Annotated in this window: 17 protein-coding genes and 5 tRNA genes; 1 reads left to right on the plus strand and 21 read right to left on the minus strand. The window is 42.2% G+C overall.

The window, feature by feature from the left end; all coding sequences use genetic code 11:
• Positions 1 to 2,083: SprB repeat-containing protein (locus POV26_RS03665; protein ID WP_272855138.1), on the minus strand; the 2,083-nt coding region annotated here is incomplete at its 3' end.
• A 482-nt stretch (positions 2,084 to 2,565) separates the two neighbouring features.
• On the opposite strand from POV26_RS03665, the gene POV26_RS03670 reads away from it, so the two are divergent.
• Positions 2,566 to 4,179, plus strand: coding sequence for a peptide chain release factor 3 (locus POV26_RS03670; RefSeq protein ID WP_272855139.1), 1,614 nt, complete (start codon positions 2,566 to 2,568; stop codon positions 4,177 to 4,179).
• Positions 4,180 to 4,293: 114 nt separating this feature from the next.
• Here POV26_RS03670 and POV26_RS03675 read toward each other — a convergent pair whose 3' ends face one another.
• The 20 genes from POV26_RS03675 to POV26_RS03770 form a co-directional block, all read right to left on the minus strand.
• Positions 4,294 to 4,614, minus strand: a complete 321-nt coding sequence (locus POV26_RS03675; RefSeq protein ID WP_272855140.1) for a DUF3467 domain-containing protein — start codon at positions 4,612 to 4,614, stop codon at positions 4,294 to 4,296.
• An 88-nt stretch (positions 4,615 to 4,702) separates the two neighbouring features.
• Positions 4,703 to 9,001, minus strand: a complete 4,299-nt coding sequence (gene rpoC / locus POV26_RS03680) for a DNA-directed RNA polymerase subunit beta' (RefSeq protein WP_272855176.1) — start codon at positions 8,999 to 9,001, stop codon at positions 4,703 to 4,705.
• Positions 9,002 to 9,079: 78 nt separating this feature from the next.
• The gene (gene rpoB / locus POV26_RS03685) at positions 9,080 to 12,892 is read right to left on the minus strand and encodes a DNA-directed RNA polymerase subunit beta (RefSeq protein ID WP_272855141.1); all 3,813 of its coding nucleotides are present in this window, start codon (positions 12,890 to 12,892) and stop codon (positions 9,080 to 9,082) included.
• 134 nt (positions 12,893 to 13,026) lie between these two features.
• Entirely contained in the window at positions 13,027 to 13,404 is a 378-nt protein-coding gene (gene rplL / locus POV26_RS03690) for a 50S ribosomal protein L7/L12 (RefSeq protein ID WP_272855142.1), read from the minus strand.
• Between the two features lie 96 nt (positions 13,405 to 13,500).
• Positions 13,501 to 14,022: a 50S ribosomal protein L10 gene (rplJ, locus tag POV26_RS03695; RefSeq protein ID WP_272855143.1), complete on the minus strand. Its 522-nt coding sequence runs from the start codon at positions 14,020 to 14,022 to the stop codon at positions 13,501 to 13,503.
• 12 nt (positions 14,023 to 14,034) lie between these two features.
• The gene (gene rplA, locus POV26_RS03700; RefSeq protein WP_272855144.1) at positions 14,035 to 14,733 is read right to left on the minus strand and encodes a 50S ribosomal protein L1; all 699 of its coding nucleotides are present in this window, start codon (positions 14,731 to 14,733) and stop codon (positions 14,035 to 14,037) included.
• A gap of 21 nt (positions 14,734 to 14,754) precedes the next feature.
• On the minus strand, positions 14,755 to 15,192 hold the full coding sequence (rplK, locus tag POV26_RS03705) for a 50S ribosomal protein L11 (protein WP_272855145.1): 438 nt from the start codon (positions 15,190 to 15,192) through the stop codon (positions 14,755 to 14,757).
• Positions 15,193 to 15,256: 64 nt separating this feature from the next.
• Entirely contained in the window at positions 15,257 to 15,811 is a 555-nt protein-coding gene (nusG, locus tag POV26_RS03710) for a transcription termination/antitermination protein NusG (RefSeq protein WP_068761369.1), read from the minus strand.
• Between the two features lie 3 nt (positions 15,812 to 15,814).
• The gene (gene secE, locus POV26_RS03715) at positions 15,815 to 16,003 is read right to left on the minus strand and encodes a preprotein translocase subunit SecE (RefSeq protein ID WP_272855146.1); all 189 of its coding nucleotides are present in this window, start codon (positions 16,001 to 16,003) and stop codon (positions 15,815 to 15,817) included.
• A 108-nt stretch (positions 16,004 to 16,111) separates the two neighbouring features.
• Positions 16,112 to 16,184 (minus strand) — tRNA-Trp (locus POV26_RS03720).
• A gap of 211 nt (positions 16,185 to 16,395) precedes the next feature.
• Positions 16,396 to 17,583: an elongation factor Tu gene (tuf, locus tag POV26_RS03725; protein WP_272855147.1), complete on the minus strand. Its 1,188-nt coding sequence runs from the start codon at positions 17,581 to 17,583 to the stop codon at positions 16,396 to 16,398.
• Positions 17,584 to 17,718: 135 nt separating this feature from the next.
• Positions 17,719 to 17,790: transfer RNA gene (locus tag POV26_RS03730), tRNA-Thr, on the minus strand.
• A gap of 104 nt (positions 17,791 to 17,894) precedes the next feature.
• Positions 17,895 to 17,967, minus strand: a tRNA-Gly gene (locus tag POV26_RS03735).
• A 267-nt stretch (positions 17,968 to 18,234) separates the two neighbouring features.
• Positions 18,235 to 18,316 (minus strand) — tRNA-Tyr (locus POV26_RS03740).
• A gap of 85 nt (positions 18,317 to 18,401) precedes the next feature.
• Positions 18,402 to 18,475, minus strand: a tRNA-Thr gene (locus POV26_RS03745).
• A gap of 113 nt (positions 18,476 to 18,588) precedes the next feature.
• The gene (hpf, locus tag POV26_RS03750; protein ID WP_272855148.1) at positions 18,589 to 18,891 is read right to left on the minus strand and encodes a ribosome hibernation-promoting factor, HPF/YfiA family; all 303 of its coding nucleotides are present in this window, start codon (positions 18,889 to 18,891) and stop codon (positions 18,589 to 18,591) included.
• 64 nt (positions 18,892 to 18,955) lie between these two features.
• Positions 18,956 to 19,840, minus strand: a complete 885-nt coding sequence (locus tag POV26_RS03755) for a tyrosine-type recombinase/integrase (RefSeq protein ID WP_272855149.1) — start codon at positions 19,838 to 19,840, stop codon at positions 18,956 to 18,958.
• Between the two features lie 151 nt (positions 19,841 to 19,991).
• Positions 19,992 to 20,186 (minus strand): 30S ribosomal protein S21, encoded by a 195-nt coding sequence (gene rpsU / locus POV26_RS03760; RefSeq protein ID WP_062622795.1) that lies wholly within the window; start codon positions 20,184 to 20,186, stop codon positions 19,992 to 19,994.
• A gap of 418 nt (positions 20,187 to 20,604) precedes the next feature.
• On the minus strand, positions 20,605 to 22,236 hold the full coding sequence (locus POV26_RS03765) for an ELWxxDGT repeat protein (protein ID WP_272855150.1): 1,632 nt from the start codon (positions 22,234 to 22,236) through the stop codon (positions 20,605 to 20,607).
• Positions 22,233 to 22,457 carry a hypothetical protein gene (locus POV26_RS03770; protein ID WP_272855151.1) on the minus strand — a complete coding sequence of 75 codons (225 nt, stop codon included), beginning with the start codon at positions 22,455 to 22,457 and terminating at the stop codon, positions 22,233 to 22,235. Before POV26_RS03770 ends, POV26_RS03765 begins: the two co-directional genes overlap by 4 nt.
• Between the last annotated feature and the right edge of the window lie 55 nt (positions 22,458 to 22,512).

The following is a 22,512-nucleotide window of genomic DNA, read 5'->3' on the forward strand; positions in this document are numbered from 1 at the left end:
TCTCCGCGTACACATAGATCGTCTGGGTGGTGGTGATGCTGTTGCCGGCGAACAATGGCGTGCCGGTCCCACCGCTTCCGGTGAAGTAGTTTCCATGGGTAAGCGCGGGCAAGGTGTAGCTATCGCAAGAGGTTACGTCCGCTGGATCGTCAACCAAAGGCGTGGCGTTTATCGTTACCAAGAAGCTGTTCTCCGCGGAACAGTTCGGCGTGGTACCAGTCTCCGCGTACACATAGATCGTCTGGGTGGTGGTGATGCTGTTGCCGGCGAACAATGGCGTGCCGGTCCCACCGCTTCCGGTGAAGTAGTTTCCATGGGTAAGCGCGGGCAAGGTGTAGCTATCGCAGGAGGTTACGTCCGCTGGATCGTCAACTGTTGGCGTGGTGTTTACCACTATGTCCGCAGTATCGCTGTTTGAACAACCGCTGCCATTTGTATAGCTATACGTAACGGTGATCGTGCCACTAAGACCTGCGGGATTGAAGCTTGCCGTTCCATTGCCGTTATTGGTAACACCCGTTCCACTCCAAATTCCATTGGAATTAGTAGGGGTTCCCGTTAGAGTAATTGGGCCCATACTGTCGCAAAGTGGACCGTAACTGCCCGCATCAACATTTATTTGATTCGGTTGCGTAATAACAATAGTTTCCTGTGTAGTACAAGTACCATCATCAACAGTTACATTATAAGTACCCGCCGTTAAACCAGATTGGTCTTGCGCTGTCGGGTTTAATCCGCTTCCATCACTAGTTGTCCATAAATAGGTATAGGAAGATGATCCTCCAGTAACGGTTAAATCAATAGAACCGTTATTCCCTCCAAAACATGTTATATTTTGTTGTGTATAACTTGAGTCCAAGTCCGTAGTTCTAAGTGTAAGTTTCCTCGAAGGCGAAGTACAGCCCAAAGCCGTGTTTACGTAAAACGCATACCAAACTCCAGGAGTTGTTACTGTTGGATTAATTGGCAACGGAGAGCTTAAATCTACGTTTGGGGACCATCTTAGCGTCGCACCTGTTGGTGTGGTTGAAGTTACAAAAGTATCCAGTTGCACCTGTGTTGGCGCACAATATGTTTTATCGGTTACAGAAAGTTCTGGAGAATTTGCATAGCCTTCAACAGACAATCTTAAGCCATCTACTAAAACGACCGATCTTCCCGGGTTTCCAGTTTTATAAAAAACTTCAACTGTGGTCGCACTACTTCCTGATTTAAAAGTAATACATCTATTTTCCCAGTATGGATTTATTTCAGTCCATCCACCAGGATTTTGGTGCCCGCCATTTCCACTAGTTGCAAAAGATAATCTTGAAGGAAAATCACTATTTGTATGTTGAATAAGATCGTTTTCATTATAGGTAAGTGGATCGCTAATTTGAACAGCGCCATTTCTTACACCAAAATCCAAATTTGGACTATATTCTATTATGGAGCCCCCTTGATTGTTGTTCTGGTTTACCGTGTTATAACGTGGTATTACGGCAATCTCAAAACATACGGTGTATATTGTATTTGGCAAAACACTTAGGGTTTGGCTTATGGCTTCATTTCGATATGAAAATATAGCAAACCCGCCTCCATCGTAGGTAGATGGCTGTATAATTGCTGGATATTGCGTATTGGAATTTGAATTTGAATAAGACACGTACTGTCCTTCAGACCAATCTACCGTACCACTTGTACCCCAACATTTATAGGGGGCACCCGCACTTGTACTCGCCCAATATTGACCGTTAACGCCTCCTACAGCGGTACGAAATGTTCCCGTATTATAAAGATCTGAACGCTCGAAAGAACCGCAAGTAATTAAATTACACGCTCCTGTAATATTACCCTTAACGCTGTTATTGAAAGCTTCAGCTTTAGATCTGGAACGAAACGTTTCATTATACTGTGATGCTTTTTTATCAAGAGCAGCATTATATTGATCCAAATACTCTTGCGTATAAGGTAATATCACTTCTCCCCCATCCACAGAACTTTTTACCTGAGAATATCCTTGACTGCTCAAGCAGACTATTAAAATGAGACCTATTAAAAACCTCTTATCAGAAGTAAATAATTTAGTAATTATTTTAAACATAAGTTAGAATTTTATTAGTACCGATATCTTTTGACAATGCAATAATTGAAAATTTCAAATCAATTAATAGTCAAATATACAGTGGAATAAGTGTTAAGAAAATACTAACAAACAAGTATTAGTTGAACTGTAAAAAATAGTCGGCAAACGACCCAAAACGAATAAAAACGAGTGTTTTTTTGTAGGAAAAAGATATACGTGTTAGTACGTATATTCTCTAAATATAAGGCTTTTGAAGCGTGTATAGGTAAGAAAAAAATAGCTTTTTAATACGTTGCCCATTTTATTTCCACAAATTAAACCAGCAAATACAGCTCTAAAACAGTATATTTTGAACTCTTCACATTTGAATAAAGTGTAGGAAGAAAGACACCTTCAAAATGTGTAATGGCTCCATAAAAATTTCGATAATATTATAGTCCGCTTCAGTTTAAAACTACACTAACAAACTTTATCTTTGCACCCAAAATAGCGAAAAACAAATGTCTTTAACAAAAGAAATAAAACGCAGAAGAACTTTTGGAATCATAAGTCACCCTGATGCCGGAAAAACCACCCTAACGGAAAAACTATTGCTCTTCGGGGGTGCAATTCAAGAAGCCGGCGCGGTAAAAAGCAACAAAATTAAAAAAGGTGCCACCAGTGACTTTATGGAAATAGAACGCCAGCGTGGAATTTCCGTTTCCACTTCCGTTTTAGCTTTTGAATATGAAGGCATAAAAATCAACATTCTCGATACCCCCGGCCACAAGGATTTTGCCGAAGATACTTTCAGAACCCTTACCGCGGTAGATAGCGTTATAGTTGTAATCGACGTAGCCAAAGGGGTTGAGGAACAGACCGAGAAATTGGTTGAAGTCTGCCGTATGCGAAATATCCCCATGATCGTTTTCATCAATAAAATGGACCGCGAGGGTAAGGACGCTTTTGAGTTGCTCGATGAAATTGAACAAAAACTGAACCTTCGCGTAACCCCGCTTAGCTTCCCAATAGGGATGGGCTATGATTTTAAGGGAATCTATAATGTGTGGGAAAAGAATGTAAACCTTTTCAGCGGGGATAGCAGAAAAAATATTGAAGAAACTATTGAAATTGAAGACATAAGCAGCACTGAACTTGAAAAATTGGTCGGCGATAAAGCTGCTAAAACACTTCGCGAGGAACTGGAATTGGTCTATGAGGTTTATCCAGATTTTGACCGTGAAGAATATTTGGAGGGAAAACTGCAACCCGTATTTTTCGGTTCCGCCTTGAATAATTTTGGAGTTCGGGAATTATTGGATTGCTTTGTTGAAATAGCTCCTACCCCACGTCCAAAGGAAAGCAACACACGTTTGGTAAAACCGGAGGAAAAGGAGTTTTCGGGTTTCGTTTTTAAAATACATGCAAACATGGACCCGAAACATCGCGATCGTTTGGCTTTTGTAAAAATTGTTTCGGGAACTTTTGAACGGAATTCTCCTTATTTACATGTGCGCCACGGGAAAAAACTGAAATTCAGCAGTCCGAACGCCTTTTTTGCCGAAAAGAAACAGATTGTGGATATTTCCTATCCCGGCGATATCGTGGGCCTGCACGATACGGGAAACTTCAAGATAGGCGATACCTTGACGGAAGGAGAAGAAATGCAGTATAGGGGCATTCCAAGCTTTTCCCCGGAACACTTTAAATATATCAACAATGCCGATCCGATGAAGAGCAAGCAGCTGGAAAAGGGCATTGACCAGTTGATGGATGAAGGCGTGGCGCAGCTTTTCACCTTGGAGTTAAATAACCGAAAAGTAATTGGTACCGTCGGCGCCCTGCAGTTTGAAGTAATCCAATACCGGTTGGAACACGAATATGGCGCCAAATGTAGCTATGAAAACCTAAACGTACACAAAGCCTGCTGGGTGGAAGCAAAGGATCCTAAAAGTGAGGAATTTGCCGACTTCAAAAGAGTAAAGGCAAAGTTTTTGGCGAGGGATAAACGCGGCCAATTGGTCTTTTTTGCAGATTCTGCATTTACGCTGCAAATGACACAATCAAAATATCCGAATGTGAAATTGCATTTTGTGAGCGAGTTTAGCCCCCTAAACCCCAAAGGGGGAAAATAAAAATGTAGGCGCGCGATTCATCGCGCGCCTACATTTTTTTTTGGAATTTGGGATTTGAAAAATTGGAATTTGAACATAAAAAAGCCCCGAAATTCTCAGGGCTTTTTTATGTTCTTATGCTTCGCCCGTTGGGCCAAAATTCAAAGGTATGGGCGGTTGCTCATAGTCCTTTATTTCGCCGTGGGCATTTTCAAATCGTTTCACATTATCTCCCAACGCTTTCAAAAACCTTTTTGCATGCTGTGGCGTCAAGATAATTCTGGACTTCACTTTGCTTTTTGGGATTCCCGGCATAATGGTTACAAAATCCACCACAAATTCAGAAACCGAATGGTTGATAATGGCCAAGTTGCTGTAAATGCCCTGTGCCACGGTTTCGTCCAGTTCTATGTTTATCTGTCCTTGTTTTGGGGGTTGGTTTTTTTGATCTGCCATAATTTTTAAATATCATTATTATTCCGTCCGCGTAGAGACGCACGGCCGTGTAAAGACGCACGGCCGTGCGTCTCTACGGCCATATATATTAATTATAATTTACCTCTTGCTTCGCGCGGTTCATTTCCTCCAGCTCTTCCTTGGAACCTACAATTATGGTATCATACCTACGCATACCGGTTCCGGCTGGTATTTTATGTCCTACAATTACGTTCTCCTTCAAGCCTTCCAAGGTATCGACCTTACCAGCAACCGCTGCTTCGTTCAATACTTTGGTGGTTTCCTGGAAGGAAGCCGCAGAGATGAACGACTTGGTCTGTAACGACGCTCTCGTGATACCCTGAAGTACCGGAGTAGCCGTTGCAGGAACCACATCGCGCGCTTCTGCAAGTACTTTATCGTTTCTTCTCAATAAAGAGTTTTCATCGCGAAGGGTTCGTGGCGAAAGGATCTGGCCTTCCTTCAGGTTTTCGGAATCGCCGGCGTTGGTAACAACCTTCATCCCGAAAATCTTATCGTTTTCTTCAATGAAATCATCTTTATGGGCCAATTGGTCCTCAAGGAAAGTAGTATCTCCCGGATCCTGGATCTGTACCTTGCGCATCATCTGGCGAACCACAACTTCAAAGTGCTTGTCGTTTATCTTCACCCCTTGCAGACGGTACACCTCCTGAACTTCGTTCACAAGATATTGCTGTACTGCCGATGGGCCTTTAATGCGAAGGATATCTTCCGGTGTAATGGAACCATCAGAAAGCGGCATACCTGCACGTACGTAATCGTTTTCCTGAACAAGTATCTGGTTTGAAAGTTTTACCAAATACTTTTTCACTTCGCCCAATTTGGACTCAACGATAATTTCGCGGTTACCACGCTTAATTTTTCCGAAGGAAATTACCCCATCAATCTCGCTAACTACCGCTGGGTTTGAAGGGTTACGCGCTTCAAAAAGTTCGGTAACTCGTGGAAGACCTCCCGTAATATCACCCGCTTTTGCAGATTTACGTGGAATTTTCACCAAAATTTTACCGATCTTGATCTTGTCGCCATCGTCCACCATCAAGTGGGCGCCAACGGGCAAGTTATAGCTACGGATAACTTCGTCTTTCTTCCCTAAAATCTGAAGGGTTGGAATACGTTTTTTATCTCTTGATTCAGAAATTACCTTCTCTTGAAAACCAGTTTGTTCATCAATTTCTACCTGATAGGTCAAACCTTGAACAATGTTTTCGTATTTAATCTTTCCAGCAAATTCTGAAATAATAACCCCGTTATATGGATCCCAAGAACACACCACATCACCGGCATTCAGGCTGTCGCCATCCTTCACATACAGTGTGGAACCGTAAGGAATGTTGTTGGTGCTGAGTGTAATTCCTGTTTTCTTGTCAACCAGCTTTAATTCTGATGTACGGGAAATAACAATATCAACAGCTTTCCCTTGGTTATCTTCTCCTTTAACGGTTTTGAGATCTTCAATCTCGGCTTTACCGTCAAATCTAACAATCAATTTATTTTCTTCGGAAATGTTACCGGCAATACCACCCACGTGGAACGTACGAAGCGTAAGCTGGGTACCAGGCTCCCCAATGGATTGTGCTGCCACAACCCCCACAGCTTCGCCACGTTGCACCATTTTATTGGTAGCAAGGTTACGGCCGTAGCATTGTGAACAAATTCCCTGTTTTGCCTCGCAGGTAAGGGCAGAACGAACTTCCACGCTTTCCAACGGGGATTTTTCGATTGCCTCGGCTATTTCCTCAGTAATATGATCGCCAGAAGCTACCAATAATTCTTTGGTAAGTGGGTTTACAACATCGTTAAGCGCTGTACGCCCAACAATCCTTGCGGATAGTGTTTCAACCACTTCCTCGTTTTTCTTTAAGGCCGAAACCTCAATACCACGAAGCGTGTAACAATCTTCAATATTGATGATAACATCTTGTGAAACATCTACCAAACGACGTGTCAAGTAACCCGCATCCGCCGTTTTAAGAGCGGTATCGGCAAGACCTTTACGCGCCCCGTGGGTAGAGATAAAGTACTCAAGAATGGAAAGACCTTCCTTAAAGTTGGAAAGAATCGGGTTCTCGATAATCTCGCCTCCACCGGAGTTTGATTTTTTCGGTTTCGCCATCAAGCCACGCATACCTGTTAACTGGCGGATTTGTTCCTTTGAACCCCTCGCCCCAGAATCAAGCATCATATACACCGAGTTGAAACCTTGCTGGTCCTCGCGGATACGCTTCATGGAAAGCTCGGTAAGTTCGGCATTCGTCGCGGTCCAGATATCAATTACCTGGTTGTAACGTTCGTTGTTGGTAATAAGCCCCATATTGTAGCTATTGATAATGCCGTCAACCTGTTCGTTGGCACTTTCAATAAGCGATTTCTTTTCAGCAGGAATAATAATATCCCCCAAGCTGAAGGACAATCCACCTTCAAAAGCGAACTTATATCCGAGGGTCTTAATTTCATCAAGGAAAGCAGAAGTGGTCGGTACATCGGTCACCTTTAGGATTTTTCCGATAATATCACGAAGCGACTTTTTGGTCAATACTTCATTGATGAAACCAGCTTCCTCAGGCACTTTCTCGTTAAAGATTACCCTTCCCAAAGTGGTGGTGATAATTTGGTTTACCAACTCACCATTTTCATTGAAATCCTTGGTTCTGATTTTTATTTCGGCATTAAGATCTACTTGCCCTTCGTTGTAGGCAATGATAGCTTCTTCGGCGGAATAGAAAGTTAGGCCTTCTCCTTTCACAACCACATCGTCCATGGTTTTCTTTAGTTTGGTCATATAATAAAGACCCAAAACCATATCCTGTGAAGGAACCGCAACCGGACTACCGTTTGCAGGGTTCAAAATGTTGTGTGAAGCAAGCATCAAAAGCTGGCATTCCAAAATAGCCTCTGGCCCCAATGGAAGGTGAACAGCCATCTGGTCACCATCGAAATCCGCATTAAATGCAGTACAAACCAATGGGTGAAGCTGAATCGCTTTTCCTTCAATCAATTTAGGCTGGAACGCTTGAATACCCAATCTGTGCAAAGTTGGGGCCCGGTTAAGCATAACGGGGTGGCCCTTCAATACATTTTCAAGAATATCCCAAACTACGGGCTCCTTTTTATCTATAATTTTCTTTGCAGATTTTACGGTTTTTACAATCCCTCTTTCAATCAATTTACGGATTACGAAAGGCTTGTAAAGCTCGGCAGCCATATCTTTTGGAAGACCGCACTCGAACAATTTCAATTCCGGCCCCACGACGATTACCGAACGTGCCGAATAATCCACACGCTTACCAAGCAGGTTTTGACGGAAACGCCCTTGTTTACCTTTCAAGGAATCTGAAAGGGATTTCAATGGACGGTTGCTATCCGTTTTTACTGCGGAAGATTTACGTGTGTTGTCAAACAACGAATCTACCGATTCCTGAAGCATACGCTTTTCGTTACGAAGGATCACTTCCGGAGCTTTAATCTCCATCAATCGCTTCAAACGGTTGTTACGGATAATTACACGGCGGTACAGATCGTTCAAATCTGAAGTTGCGAAACGACCACCATCAAGTGGCACCAACGGACGCAATTCCGGCGGAATTACTGGGATTACTTTCATAATCATCCACTCAGCCTTGTTCTCGCGGTTTTTGTTCGCATCGCGAAGTGCCTCCACAACCTGAAGACGCTTTAACGCTTCGGTTTTACGTTGTTTTGAAGTTTCGTTGTTTGCTTTATGGCGAAGGTTGTAAGAAAGTGTGTCCAAATCGATTCGCTGTAAAAGATCGATCAAGCACTCTGCTCCCATTTTCGCAATGAATTTATTTGGATCTGTTTCTTCCAAATATTGGTTTTCCTGTGGAAGGGAATCAAGGATTGCAAGATATTCTTCTTCGGTAAGGAAATCCATTTTCTTCACATTCTCACCACCTTCGTATTTTGCAATACCTGGCTGAATTACTACATAACGTTCGTAGTAAATGATCATATCCAATTTCTTGGAAGGTAATCCAAGAAGGTAACCAATCTTGTTAGGAAGGCTACGGAAGTACCAAATATGCGCCACGGGAACCACCAAATTGATATGCCCCACACGGTCGCGACGTACTTTCTTCTCCGTTACTTCTACCCCGCAACGATCGCAAACGATACCCTTGTAGCGGATTCTTTTATATTTACCACAGGCGCACTCATAATCCTTTACCGGACCAAAGATGCGCTCACAGAAAAGACCGTCACGCTCAGGCTTGTGCGTACGGTAGTTGATTGTTTCGGGCTTTAGTACTTCGCCGCGCGATTCCGCCAAAATGGATTCAGGGGAAGCCAAACCAATAGAAATCTTGTCGAATTTCTGTACTGTGTTTTCTTTATTTCTGTTCATCATGTTGAAAAAAAATTAATTTTTGTTTGTAGGCGCGCGATTAATCGCGCGCCTACGGTATCGGAATGACCCCGTGGGCTATTCCTCTAATCTAATGTCAAGACCCAATCCTTTCAATTCGTGCATAAGTACGTTGAAAGATTCCGGTAATCCTGGTTCTGGCATGGTTTCCCCTTTTACGATCGCCTCGTAGGTTTTCGCCCTTCCAATAACATCATCAGATTTAACAGTCAATATTTCTCTAAGTGTGCTGGATGCACCGTATGCTTCCAAGGCCCAAACTTCCATCTCCCCAAAACGCTGGCCACCAAATTGTGCTTTACCACCAAGGGGTTGTTGCGTAATAAGTGAGTACGGACCGATGGAACGCGCGTGCATTTTGTCATCTACCATGTGGCCCAATTTCAGCATATAGATTATACCTACGGTTGCAGGTTGGTCAAAACGCTTTCCGGTTCCACCATCAAATAGATAGGTGTGTCCAAATCTTGGAATTCCAGCTTCATCGGTCAATTCATTTATTTGGTCAATGGTTGCTCCGTCAAAAATTGGGGTTGCATATTTGCGACCTAACTTTTGCCCGGCCCATCCAAGAACGGTTTCATAAATCTGCCCAATGTTCATACGCGATGGTACCCCAAGTGGGTTCAACACGATATCTACAGGAGTTCCGTCTTCAAGGAAAGGCATATCTTCCTCACGTACAATACGCGCAACAATACCTTTGTTACCGTGGCGTCCCGCCATCTTGTCCCCTACTTTCAGTTTACGCTTTTTAGCGATGTAAACTTTGGCAAGTTTCAAAATTCCGGAAGGAAGCTCATCCCCAACGGAGATTGTAAACTTCTCACGACGCAAGTTACCTTGAAGGTCGTTTTCCTTAATTTTATAGTTGTGCATTAAATCTGCCACCAACACGTTGGTTTCATCATCAGTCGTCCATGTACCTCCCGTTAAGTGGGTATAATCATCAACCGCGTGAAGCATTTTTAATGTGAACTTTTTACCTTTAGGGAAAACTACTTCACCAAGGTCATTATTTACACCTTGTGCAGTTTTTCCACCTACAATAGCGAAAAGTTTTTCAACCAAAACAGCTTGAAGATCATCAAACTTAGCGTAGTATTTTGCCTCAAGTTCTGCAATGTCCTCTTTGTCCTTCGCGCGCTTGCGCTTATCCTTTACGGCACGGGCAAACAATTTCTTGTCTATTACCACCCCGTTCAACGATGGCGAAGCTTTTAACGAAGCATCCTTAACATCACCGGCTTTGTCGCCAAAAATGGCGCGAAGCAGTTTTTCCTCTGGCGTTGGGTCGCTTTCTCCTTTTGGCGTAATTTTCCCGATAAGGATATCGCCAGGTTTTACCTCGGCGCCAATTCGGATCATACCGAATTCATCCAAATCTTTTGTAGCTTCTTCAGATACGTTTGGAATATCGTTTGTCAATTCCTCGTTACCCAATTTGGTATCGCGAACCTCCAAAGAGTATTCATCTATATGTATGGAAGTGAAAATATCTTCGCGAACTACTTTTTCAGAAATTACGATCGCATCCTCAAAGTTATACCCTTTCCAAGGCATGAAGGCAACCTTCATGTTTCGGCCTAAGGCCAATTCTCCTTTTTCAGTAGCATATCCTTGACAAAGCACCTGTCCTTTTTTCACTCTGTCGCCTTTGCGAACAATAGGCTTCAAGTTAATGGAAGTACTCTGGTTTGTCTTTCTGAATTTTACCAGTTGATATGTTTTTTCATCAGAATCAAAACTTACCATACGTTCGTTCTCGGTACGGTCGTATTTGATTGTGATTTCATTAGCATCAACATATTCTACCACACCGTCTCCTTCTGCATTTATCAATACACGGCTATCGGAAGCAACCTGTCTTTCAAGACCTGTTCCCACGATTGGTGAATCTGCAATTAACAATGGTACCGCCTGGCGCATCATGTTTGAGCCCATCAGTGCACGGTTCGCGTCATCGTGCTCCAAGAATGGAATCAACGATGCTGAAATAGATGCAATCTGGTTTGGCGCAACGTCGGCATAATTTACAACCGTTGGTTCCACAAGAGGGAAGTCACCTTCCATACGTGCAATTACCTTATCGGTTTCAATTACACCTTTGTCTGAAAGTGGAATGTTTGCCTGTGCAATGTGTTTTTCTTCTTCTTCTTCAGCAGAAAGATAAACCGGCTCATGCTTCAAGTCAATTTTTCCATCGGTAACCTTACGATATGGCGTTTCAATGAAACCAAGATTGTTCACTTTCGCATAAACTGCGAGTGAAGAGATAAGACCAATGTTTGGTCCTTCCGGAGTTTCAATCGGGCAGAGACGTCCGTAGTGTGTATAGTGAACGTCACGAACCTCAAAACCTGCTCTTTCACGGGAAAGACCCCCTGGCCCAAGAGCCGAAAGACGACGCTTGTGCGTAATCTCCGCCAGTGGGTTGGTCTGGTCCATAAACTGTGAAAGCTGGTTGGTACCAAAGAACGAGTTGATTACCGATGAAAGTGTTTTCGCATTAATCAAATCGATAGGCGTAAATACCTCGTTGTCACGAACGTTCATACGTTCGCGAATGGTACGCGCCATACGGGCAAGACCAACGCCAAACTGTTGCGACAATTGCTCACCTACAGTACGTACACGACGGTTGCTAAGGTGGTCAATATCATCAATCTCAGCTTTGGAGTTGATAAGCTCGATAAGATATTTAACGATGGTAATGATATCTTCCTTGGTAAGCACTTGCTTGTCCATTGGGATATCAAGACCCAGTTTCTTGTTCATTCTGTAACGCCCTACCTCACCAAGGTTATATCTCTGGTCGCTGAAGAAAAGTTTGTGGATGATTCCACGGGCTGTTTCCTCATCGGGCGGCTCGGCGTTACGAAGTTGTCTATATATGTGTTCTACCGCTTCTTTTTCAGAGTTGGTAGGATCTTTTTGCAAGGTATTGTGGATAATGGCATAATCTGCCAAAAGGTTATCCTCTTTGTGCAACAAGATTGTTTTTGTTCCGGAATCCAAGATTTCGTCTATGTGCTCTTTTTCAAGAACGGTATCACGATCCAAAATAATCTCGTTACGCTCGATGGAAACTACTTCACCAGTATCTTCATCTACAAAATCCTCGTGCCAAGTTTTTAGCACACGGGCGGCCAGCTTACGGCCTATGTATTTTTTAAGTCCTGTTTTTGAAGCTTTCACTTCTTCCGCAAGGTCAAATATTTCAAGAATATCCTTATCCCTTTCAAAACCAATGGCACGGAAAAGTGTAGTTACAGGTAACTTTTTCTTACGGTCAATGTACGCGTACATTACGCTGTTGATGTCTGTGGCAAACTCAATCCATGAACCCTTGAAAGGAATTACACGGGCAGAGTAAAGTTTGGTTCCGTTTGCGTGGAACGACTGGCCAAAGAACACCCCTGGCGAACGGTGAAGCTGCGAAACAACTACACGCTCGGCCCCGTTGATGCAGAAAGTTCCGCTCGGGGTCATGTATGGAATGGTACCTAAGTAAACATCCTGCACGATGGTTTCAAAATCTTCGTGCTCGGCATCTGTACAATACAGTTTCAATCGCGCTTTTAGAGGCACGCTATAGGTAAGACCGCGCTCAATACATTCCTGAATGGAATATCTTGGGGGATCCACGAAATAGTCTAAAAACTCTAAAACGAATTGGTTGCGGGTATCGGTAATCGGGAAATTTTCCAAAAAGGTTTTATACAATCCTTCTTGGCCTCTTTCTTCTGATTTGGTTTCCAACTGGAAAAAATCCTGAAAGGATTTAATCTGAATGTCCAAAAAGTCGGGATAGTCCGGCTTATTTTTTACAGAGGAAAAATTCAATCTTTCAGTTTGCGTTGCTGACATCTATGGACGGAATTTTAATTAAAATGAAAATGAAAAGTCGTATAAAAAGGCATTAACCATTATATACGCAAAATGGTTTAGGTCTTTCCACCGAAGCGGAAGACCTAAACCTTAAGGTTTGGAACGTAAGGAGCTTACTTAAGCTCAACCTCAGCTCCAGCTTCTTCTAATTGAGCTTTCAAAGCTTCAGCTTCGTCTTTAGAAACGCCTTCTTTAATTGGAGAAGGAGCGTTATCTACCATTTCTTTTGCTTCTTTAAGACCAGCACCAGTTAATTCCTTAACTAGTTTTACAACTGCAAGTTTAGATGCACCAGCAGCCTTCAACATTACTGTGAATTCTGATTGCTCTTCAGCGGCTTCGCCACCTGCAGCACCACCACCAGCGGCAACAGCAACAGCTGCAGCAGCAGGCTCAATGCCATACTCGTCTTTTAATATTGTAGCTAACTCATTAACTTCTTTTACTGTTAGGTTAACCAATTTTTCTGCGAAATCTTTCAAATCTGCCATTTCTATCGTTTTTAAAAATAATTGTGTTTATATAAATTAATTAGTGCAATGTTTGTACCCCTCGGTCCCCTAAAGGGGATGCCAAGTGGATGATTTTTATCCTTCTTTTTCGGATAAGGTCTTAACAATTCCCGCAAGTTTTCCACCGCTTGATTTAAGCGCTGAAATAACATTTTTAGCAGGCGATTGCAACAACCCGATGATTTCTCCAACAAGTTCGTCTTTAGATTTAAGGTCAACCAGACTATCCAATTGATTGTCGCCAACGTAGATTGACTCTTGGATGTAGGCGCCTTTCAAAAGCGGCTTATCAGATTTTTTTCTGAATTCTTTGATAACTTTAGCAGGTGCATTACCTGTTTCAGAAAACATTAAAGAAGTGTTTCCTTTAAGTATTCCGGTTAATTCACCAAAGTCTTTATCGGAACTCTCCATTGCTTTTTTAAGCAATGTGTTCTTAACAACTGCCAACTGAACACCTGCTTTGAAACAAGCACGGCGAAGGTTGGAAGTATTCCCTGCATCAAGGCCTGAAATGTCTGCCAAATAGATATTTGCATTATCAGCCAACTGGGCAGTCAACGTTTCAATTACTTGTGATTTTTCTTCTCTTGTCATAATTTCCAGTTTTTACTGCTCAGTAAACCTTTTAGTGTCAACCTGTACGCCCGGGCTCATGGTGCTGGACATGAAGATGCTCTTAATGTACACACCTTTGGCGGCCTGAGGTTTCAGTTTAACGAGGGTTGTTAATAATTCTCTTGCGTTTCCTGCAATTTTTTCGGCATCAAAAGAAGCCTTCCCGATTGCGGCGTGTACAATCCCGGTCTTATCAACTTTGAAGTCAATTTTACCAGCTTTTACATCTGAAACTGCTTTAGCAACGTCCATGGTTACTGTACCTGTTTTTGGGTTTGGCATAAGGCCACGGGGACCTAACACACGTCCTAAAGGACCTAATTTACCCATAACGCTTGGCATAGTTACAATTACGTCAACATCTGTCCATCCTCCTTTAATTTTGTCGAGGTACTCATCAAGACCTACGTAGTCTGCTCCTGCTTCCTTGGCTTCGGCTTCCTTGTCTGGAGTTACCAATGCCAATACTTTTACGTCCTTACCGGTTCCGTGCGGAAGGGTAACAACGCCACGGACCATTTGGTTCGCTTTACGTGGATCCACGTTAAGACGTACCGCAAGGTCAACGGAAGCATCAAACTTTACGCTGGTGATTTCTTTTATTAAAGCAGAAGCCTCAGCTACTGAATAGGCCTTGTTAGGCTCTATTTTTGAAGCGGCTTCCTTTTGCTTTTTAGTTAATCGTGCCATTTTATAGATTCTTTTTTCAGATTAAAAAGGTGCGTCACCTTTTACTTTAACTCCCATAGAACGTGCAGTACCAGCTACCATTTTCATAGCAGACTCAACGGTAAATGCATTAAGATCGGGCATTTTGTCTTCCGCGATCGTTTTAATTTGGTCCCAAGAGATTGTGGCTACTTTTTTTGCGTGTGGTTCACCGGAGCCTTTTTTTGCTTTGGCAGCTTCAAGTATTTGTACGGCAGCGGGTGGGGTTTTAATAACGAAGTCAAAAGACTTGTCTTTATAAACCGTGATCGCTACTGGCAATACTTTCCCTTGCTTATCCTGGGTTCTAGCGTTGAATTGCTTACAGAACTCCATGATGTTAACACCGGCAGCACCAAGAGCAGGTCCAACTGGGGGTGATGGATTGGCAGCACCTCCACGAACTTGCAACTTAACTACTTTACTGATTTCTTTTGCCATTTCTAATTTTTAAATGTGGTCATTCAAAAGTGGAAGCCTCCGAAAAACCTATTAAGCGTAACAATTAAACTTTTTCAACTTGCATATAGCTCAATTCCAAAGGTGTTTTTCTTCCGAAAATCTTCACCATTACTTCGAGCTTGCGTTTTTCTTCATTTATTTTTTCTACGGTACCGTTGAATCCGTTGAACGGCCCGTCTATTACTTTTACGGTTTCGCCAATAGTGAAAGGGATGTTTACGCTGTCATCTTTCACTGAAAGCTCATCAACCTTTCCTAACATCCTGTTTACTTCAGACTGTCTAAGTGGCACGGGGTCTCCGCCTTTGGTTTCGCCCAAAAAGCCGATTACGCCGTTTATAGATTTTATGATGTGGGGGATTTCACCTCCCAAATTTGCCTGTATCATGATGTAACCGGGAAAGTAAACGCGTTCTTTGTTCACTTTTTTGCCGTTACGAATCTGTATTACTTTTTCAGTGGGTACTAGCACCTGGTCAATATAATCCTCAAGTTCCAATCGTTTTATCTCAGTTTCGATATACGATTTGATCTTGTTCTCCTGTCCACTTACTGAACGGACTACATACCACTTTTTTGTACTTGTTGTTTCGGTCATTTCTTACGACTTGATCCAAATGAAATATTGATCCACCAACCAGTGGAATACTGTATCTATTCCCCAAACGGCCAAGGCCAAAACAACAGAAAACACTGCCACGATAACAGTTAACTTCTGTGCTTCTGCCCAAGTAGGCCAAGAAACGTGATTTTTAAGCTCCTTGTATGATTCTGTAATATAGTTTGTCATTTTGTAGCCGTTTTAAATTTATTCCTTTCATAAGGAAAAGATTCTTGCTCTTGCAGGAATTTGGTTACTACTCCTTGTGGATTGAAATTCCTGACTGTGGGAATTTAGCACGGGTTGCGAGACTCGAACTCACGACACCTGGTTTTGGAGACCAGTGCTCTACCAACTGAGCTAAACCCGTAGATAAATTATTTTTATTTATCTCCTTTCGTGCTCTACCATCCCGATAGCTATCGGGAGAGCTAAACCCGTTTCAATAATTCAGAATTATGAATTCAGAATTATGAAATATTATTCAGATTTAAAAATCAACAGATTGGTTAAACCCGCTATAAAAGTCAAGGTATCCCGAAGTAAATTCGGGACACCCAGAACTTTTGATTATATGATAATTAATCTAAAATTTCAGTTACCTGACCTGCACCAACGGTACGTCCACCTTCACGGATAGCGAAACGAAGACCTACGTTCATTGCAATTGGTTGAAGCAACTCAACGTGGATAGTTAAGTTATCACCAGGCATTACCATTTCAACACCATCAGGAAGCATGATTGTTCCGGTTACGTCAGTTGTACGAACGTAGAACTGTGGACGGTAGTTGTTGTGGAATGGAGTGTGACGTCCACCTTCTTCTTTTTTAAGGATATAAACCTCAGCTTTGAATTTAGCGTGTGGAGTTACAGAACCTTTTTTACAGATAACCATACCACGACGGATGTCGTTCTTTTCAATACCTCTCAAAAGGATACCTACGTTATCTCCGGCTTCACCTCTATCAAGGATTTTACGGAACATTTCAACTCCAGTAATTGTAGAAGTCAATTTTTCAGCACCCATACCGATAATGTCAACGACATCACCCGTGTTTGCTACTCCTGTTTCGATACGTCCTGTGGCAACAGTACCACGACCAGTAATAGAGAATACGTCTTCAATAGGCATTAGGAAAGGCTTATCAACATCACGTGTTGGAAGTTCAATCCAGTTATCAACAGCCTCCATTAACTGAAGTACTGTATCAACCCATTTTTGCTCTCCGTTAAGTGCGCCAAGAGCAGAACCAGCAATTACAGGTCCGTTATCCCCATCATACTCGTAGAAGTTAAGAAGGTCACGGATTTCCATTTCAACTAGCTCAAGCAATTCCTCGTCATCAACCATATCCACTTTGTTCATGAATACAACGATACGCGGAATACCTACCTGGCGGCCAAGAAGGATGTGCTCACGTGTTTGTGGCATGGGTCCGTCTGTAGCAGCTACAACTAGAATAGCACCGTCCATTTGGGCAGCACCAGTAACCATGTTCTTCACGTAATCCGCGTGACCAGGACAGTCAACGTGTGCGTAGTGACGGTTAGCTGTTTGGTACTCTACGTGTGAAGAGTTAATTGTGATACCTCTTTCTTTCTCCTCTGGAGCGTTATCAATTTGGTCGAATGATCTGGCTTCCGAATAACCCGCATCGGCCATTACTTTGGTAATAGCTGCGGTTAACGTTGTTTTACCGTGATCTACGTGTCCAATTGTACCAACATTTAAGTGTGGTTTTGACCGATCGAATGTTTCTTTTGCCATTTTGTATTAATTTTAATCTTAGTTATAAATATATTAGTGTTACTTGTAATCAAATTTGAGCCAATGATGGTCCCGACGCTTCGGGAGAACCCACGACCTAAATAATAAATTAAATAGGCACTGACAATTTCTTTGAGCCAATGATGGGAATTGAACCCATGACCTCTTCCTTACCAAGGAAACGCTCTACCCCTGAGCTACACCGGCGTTAATGGGTTTCAGCCCTTCGACTGCGCTCAGGGTGACAGTTCAAAGTTGCAAGTTTCAAGTTATTCCTATTAACCATTAACTATTAACCATTAACTCTTTAGAGCGGGAGACCGGGTTCGAACCGGCGACATTCAGCTTGGAAGGCTGACGCTCTACCAACTGAGCTACTCCCGCAATTCTTCGAATAAATTCCAAAAACCAAATCCCAAAGGACTTAAAACCTATCTTAGAACCTAATCAAAACGTTTTCAATATTTTAATGAACTATTATTTTATCAAGGACGCTCTACCATCCCGATAGCTATCGGGAGAGCTACTCCCGCAATTTATTGAAATTCCAAAAAAAAGAAATTCCAAATTCCAAAATTTTTAAGAACATTTCCAATTCTAAGCCCAAATCTTGTTGGAATTTGGTGCTTGAAAATTGGAATTTTTAAATTGTGGGGAGAGCAGGATTCGAACCTGCGAAGACGTAGTCAGCAGATTTACAGTCTGCCCTCGTTGGCCGCTTGAGTATCTCCCCTTTTCTGAAAATCCCAATCCCGATAGCTATCGGGAGAAATTCCAAATTCCAAAATTTCAAGATTCCTGTCCTTGCAGGAATTCAGAGCCGATAGAGGGACTCGAACCCACGACCTGCTGATTACAAATCAGCTGCTCTAGCCAGCTGAGCTACATCGGCTTTTTGATCACTTTTTAAGGCCATTTTTTAACCATAAAAAAGTCCGCTATTTCTAACGGACTGCAAATGTAGAGAAATTATTTTTTCTACAAAACTTTTTCTAAAAAATTCTATTACAAATATGCTTTTTGTTTTTGCTTGTGTTTTTTCAGTTGCCTTTCGAGCGCTTTCACTACATCGTCTATAGCCTCTTCAAAGCTTTTTGCTTCTTTCTTTACCATTATATCATCTCCGGGGATACTCAACAATACCTCCACGATTTTGTTTTCCTTTTCGCTTGTTTTTTGCACTTTTAAAAATACATCCGCAAAGACGATTCTATCATAAAATTGTTCAAGTTTAGACAATCTGTTTTCAACAAATGCCAATAGCTCATCTTTGGCCGCAAAGTTGGGAGTTTGAATGTTTACCTTCATACTATATTATTTTTAAAGTTAATGTAATATGTAATTTTATCCCATAAAGTCTATTTTGAATCCATTAGTTACGCGGATGGGCGTTTTTATATACCTCCTTCAGTTTTGCAATACTATTTTGGGTGTAAACCTGGGTTGAGGCCAAACTGGAATGCCCCAAAAGTTCTTTCACCGCATTAATATCTGCGCCTTCATTTAAGAGATGCGTTGCAAAAGAATGCCGCAATATATGCGGGCTTTTCTTTACTTTTTCTGATGTTTTACTAAAGTATGAATTAATAATCCGATAGACAAGGGTTTCATAAATTTTAACCCCTTTATTGGTGAGAAATAAATAATCGGAGTCTTTAATAGTTTCAAGCTGCGTCCGAAATGATAAATAAGAATCAAATGTGTTGAGTACGGCGGGCAGCAGCGGAATAATCCGTTCCTTGTTTCTTTTTCCCAAAACCTTAATGGTTTTCTGCGCGAAGGAAACGTCATTGAGTTTTATGTTTATAAGCTCCGCCCTGCGTATTCCCGTGGAATAAAAAAGCTCGACGATCAAACGGTCGCGAAGGGCTTCAAAAGAATCTTCCTGCTCCAATAGCTCCATCACGTTTTCAATTTCCATTTCGGAAAAAGGAACTTGGATCTTTTTTGAAGTCTTTAAGGCTTTGTGCTTTGCCAAAGGGTTGATTTCAATCTGTTCCGTCTTCAAAAGAAATTTATAGTATGTTTTTAATGAAGAAATCTTTCGGTTTACCGTCCGGTTTGAAATGCCCGAATCCACAAGCGAAACTATCCAGCTTCGCACGATGGAATAATTTACGGTAACAATTTCCGAATACTGATATTCTTCCGAAGCAAACTTTTGAAAATCTTCCAAATCCTTCAAATAAGCAGTCACTGTATGTACCGAATATTTTTTTTCGAGTTGAAGGTAATCCGTGAAGGCTTGAAAGGACATTTCTTTAAGTTATGAGTTATGAGTTATGAGTTATGAGTTATGAGTTAAATTTAGCGAAATTAATATTGATAGGTTAAGCCAGTTGAAATAAAAAAAATCCGCTGGAAAAGTTTCCAACGGATTTATATGTTTAAGATTCAAATAGAATATATTAAATATCTTCCTGATCTCTTAAGTTCTGGATATATTGTGCTTTTTGAAGCTGTGCTCTTTTCTTAACCGAAGGCTTAGTAAAAGCTTGTCGCGAGCGCAACTGGCGCATCGTGCCCGTACGGTCAAATTTACGCTTGAAACGTTTCAGCGCGCGGTCTATATTTTCTCCGTCTTTAACTGGTATAATTAACATAGTGTCATCACCTCCTTTCTTTAGGACGGCAAAAATAGAAAAAGATTTTAGATTTCAGCCATTAGATTTTAGATTTTTTTCATCGGCAACAATTTGGAAGTAGTCAGTAGAATAAGCTTTTAACTTCTCTCCTTAGCTATGGATTGGGAATTTTCATTCAAACATCCGTGAAAAATTCCTCATAATACTACAAAAGGCTAACGGTTTTCTATTTATTTATGGAACTTGAATGCCTTGAACCGGGAAGGTTTCCAAGTGAAGGTATTGCCACGATCGATACACGATTGGCATGGAATCGATTTTTTCACAGTTGCCACTCGGTCAAAACCGTTTGAGCTATTGTACTTGTTTCCTTTGTTTCCGTTGGATTTTTGCTCGAAAAGAACATTAATATTCCTGGTGAAATTTTTCAATAGCTTCATTCTTTAATGATTTTAATGCTTTCGGTTTTCCCTTCAGAAAAAAGCTTTACTATATACATTCCTGCTTTAAGTTTTTGAATATCGATACTTTCTTTTTCTGAAATTTCCTCCAGTTGCAACACCAATTTCCCAAGGAAGTCATAGATTTCAATTGCATCAATTGCATTTTCCGAATGGATAAAAAATTCTGCAGCCACGGGATTTGGATATATCTCAATTTCGGAAGCGACAAAGGTTCCCACGGACAATTCTGGGTCAATATAACTGTAAAGTTCAGTGCCCAATCCTGCCGTGAAATTGCCGGCGAAGTAAAGTTTATTGCCCATAACCACCATGCTGTCCGTATTGCCCATTGGGTTTGCAGGCGAGGTGGCACTTGATACTCTTTGTGTGCCGACCGTTGTCCCGTCGGTTACATATAGGTCCGATCCGTTTTCGGAACCCTGTGCCACAAAATAGACCTTATTGTTATAGGCCGTAAACAGCTCCGGATCGCTGCTGTTTGGCCCAGTGTTCAAATCGGCGAGCAACTGTGTTCCCGTCGCTGTGCCATCGGAAACCCACAACTCCCTGCCGTTTGTGCCATCGTCTGCCTTAAAATAGAGCATTCCGTTATGCACAAAGAAATTGCTGGGGTTGCTGTAGCTTCCGGTTCCACCAACATTGATGTCCTTTACCAAGGTGGTGCCAGCCTCGGTGCCATCGGTACTGAAAAGCTCAAAGCCAGAAGTGCCATTATTGCCATTGAAATACAGTTTTCCGTTGAAGGGCACAAATCGGTCACCAATGTTCTCACCTATACCACTTTGGGTTCCCGGATAAAGGTCTATGATGCGTTGTGTCCCTGCTTCCGTACCATCGGTTATTTGGGGCTCATAGCCTACACCGCTCTGTGCGGCATAAAAAATAGCATTGTTGCCAAAACCAATGAAATGACGTGGATGCGAATGGTTGCCGCCCGGGTTGATGTTCTTTAGCCGTTGTGTTCCTGCCACGGTGCCGTCGCTTACCCAGGGTTCGTTGCCTTCTGAGATGCCTGATGCCGCAAAATACAGAAATCCAGCTGCAGCAGCAAGGTTACGGGGGTTGCTGCTACCAGCACCAGCGCGAAGGTCCTTGAACAGTTGCGTGCCGGCGGTGGTGCCATCGGTATGCCAAAGCTCCAAGCCATTTGTACCGTCATTGGCCTGAAAAAAGAGTAGGTTGTTATAAATGGCAAATTCGGTTGGGTTGCTTGAGCTGCTCGGACGGATGTCCTTCAACAAAATGGTTGTGGCGGTTGCGCCTTCCGATTTCCATAGCTCATTGCCATTGGTGCCGTCATCGGCCTGAAAGTAAAGGGCACCGTTGAAAGCGATAAGGTCGTCTGGGTTGCTGTGCGCGCCTCCTAAATTTATATCCTTTAACAATTGGGTGCCAGCAGTGGTGCCGTCTGAAATATGGATCTCCCTTCCTTCGGAATTGGTCAGGGCAATAAAAAAAAGTTGCTCATTGATGACGGTTAGCTCCTGCGGCGTACTGCTTTGACCTCCGGGATTGATATCCTTTACCAGTTGTGGTTCTTGTGAAAATGCTTGAAAGGAAAGCACGATGGCAAGTAACGGTATTATTACGTATTTGACTTTCATAGGTTCTTTGTTTTGAATTGAACGTTTATTTTTTCGGTTACCCTTGGTCTATCAAATGGTTGATGATTTTCCATTGGCCGTCCTGTTTTTTGAAATTGCCCAAAGCATTTATGCGGGCGGGCTCCCATGGTTTTGCTGATGTCTGATGTGTCCTGTTCCGCTTGCGAAGAAGCAGAAAGGCAAATAACAAGTGTGACTAAAATGATTGCTGATTTTTTCATACTACAAGGTTTTAACTTAAACATTGCGGGAAAACACAAGCAATTGGGAAGGAAA

This window comes from Aequorivita todarodis (genome assembly GCF_028561335.1).
Taxonomy (GTDB): Bacteria; Bacteroidota; Bacteroidia; order Flavobacteriales; family Flavobacteriaceae; genus Aequorivita; species Aequorivita todarodis.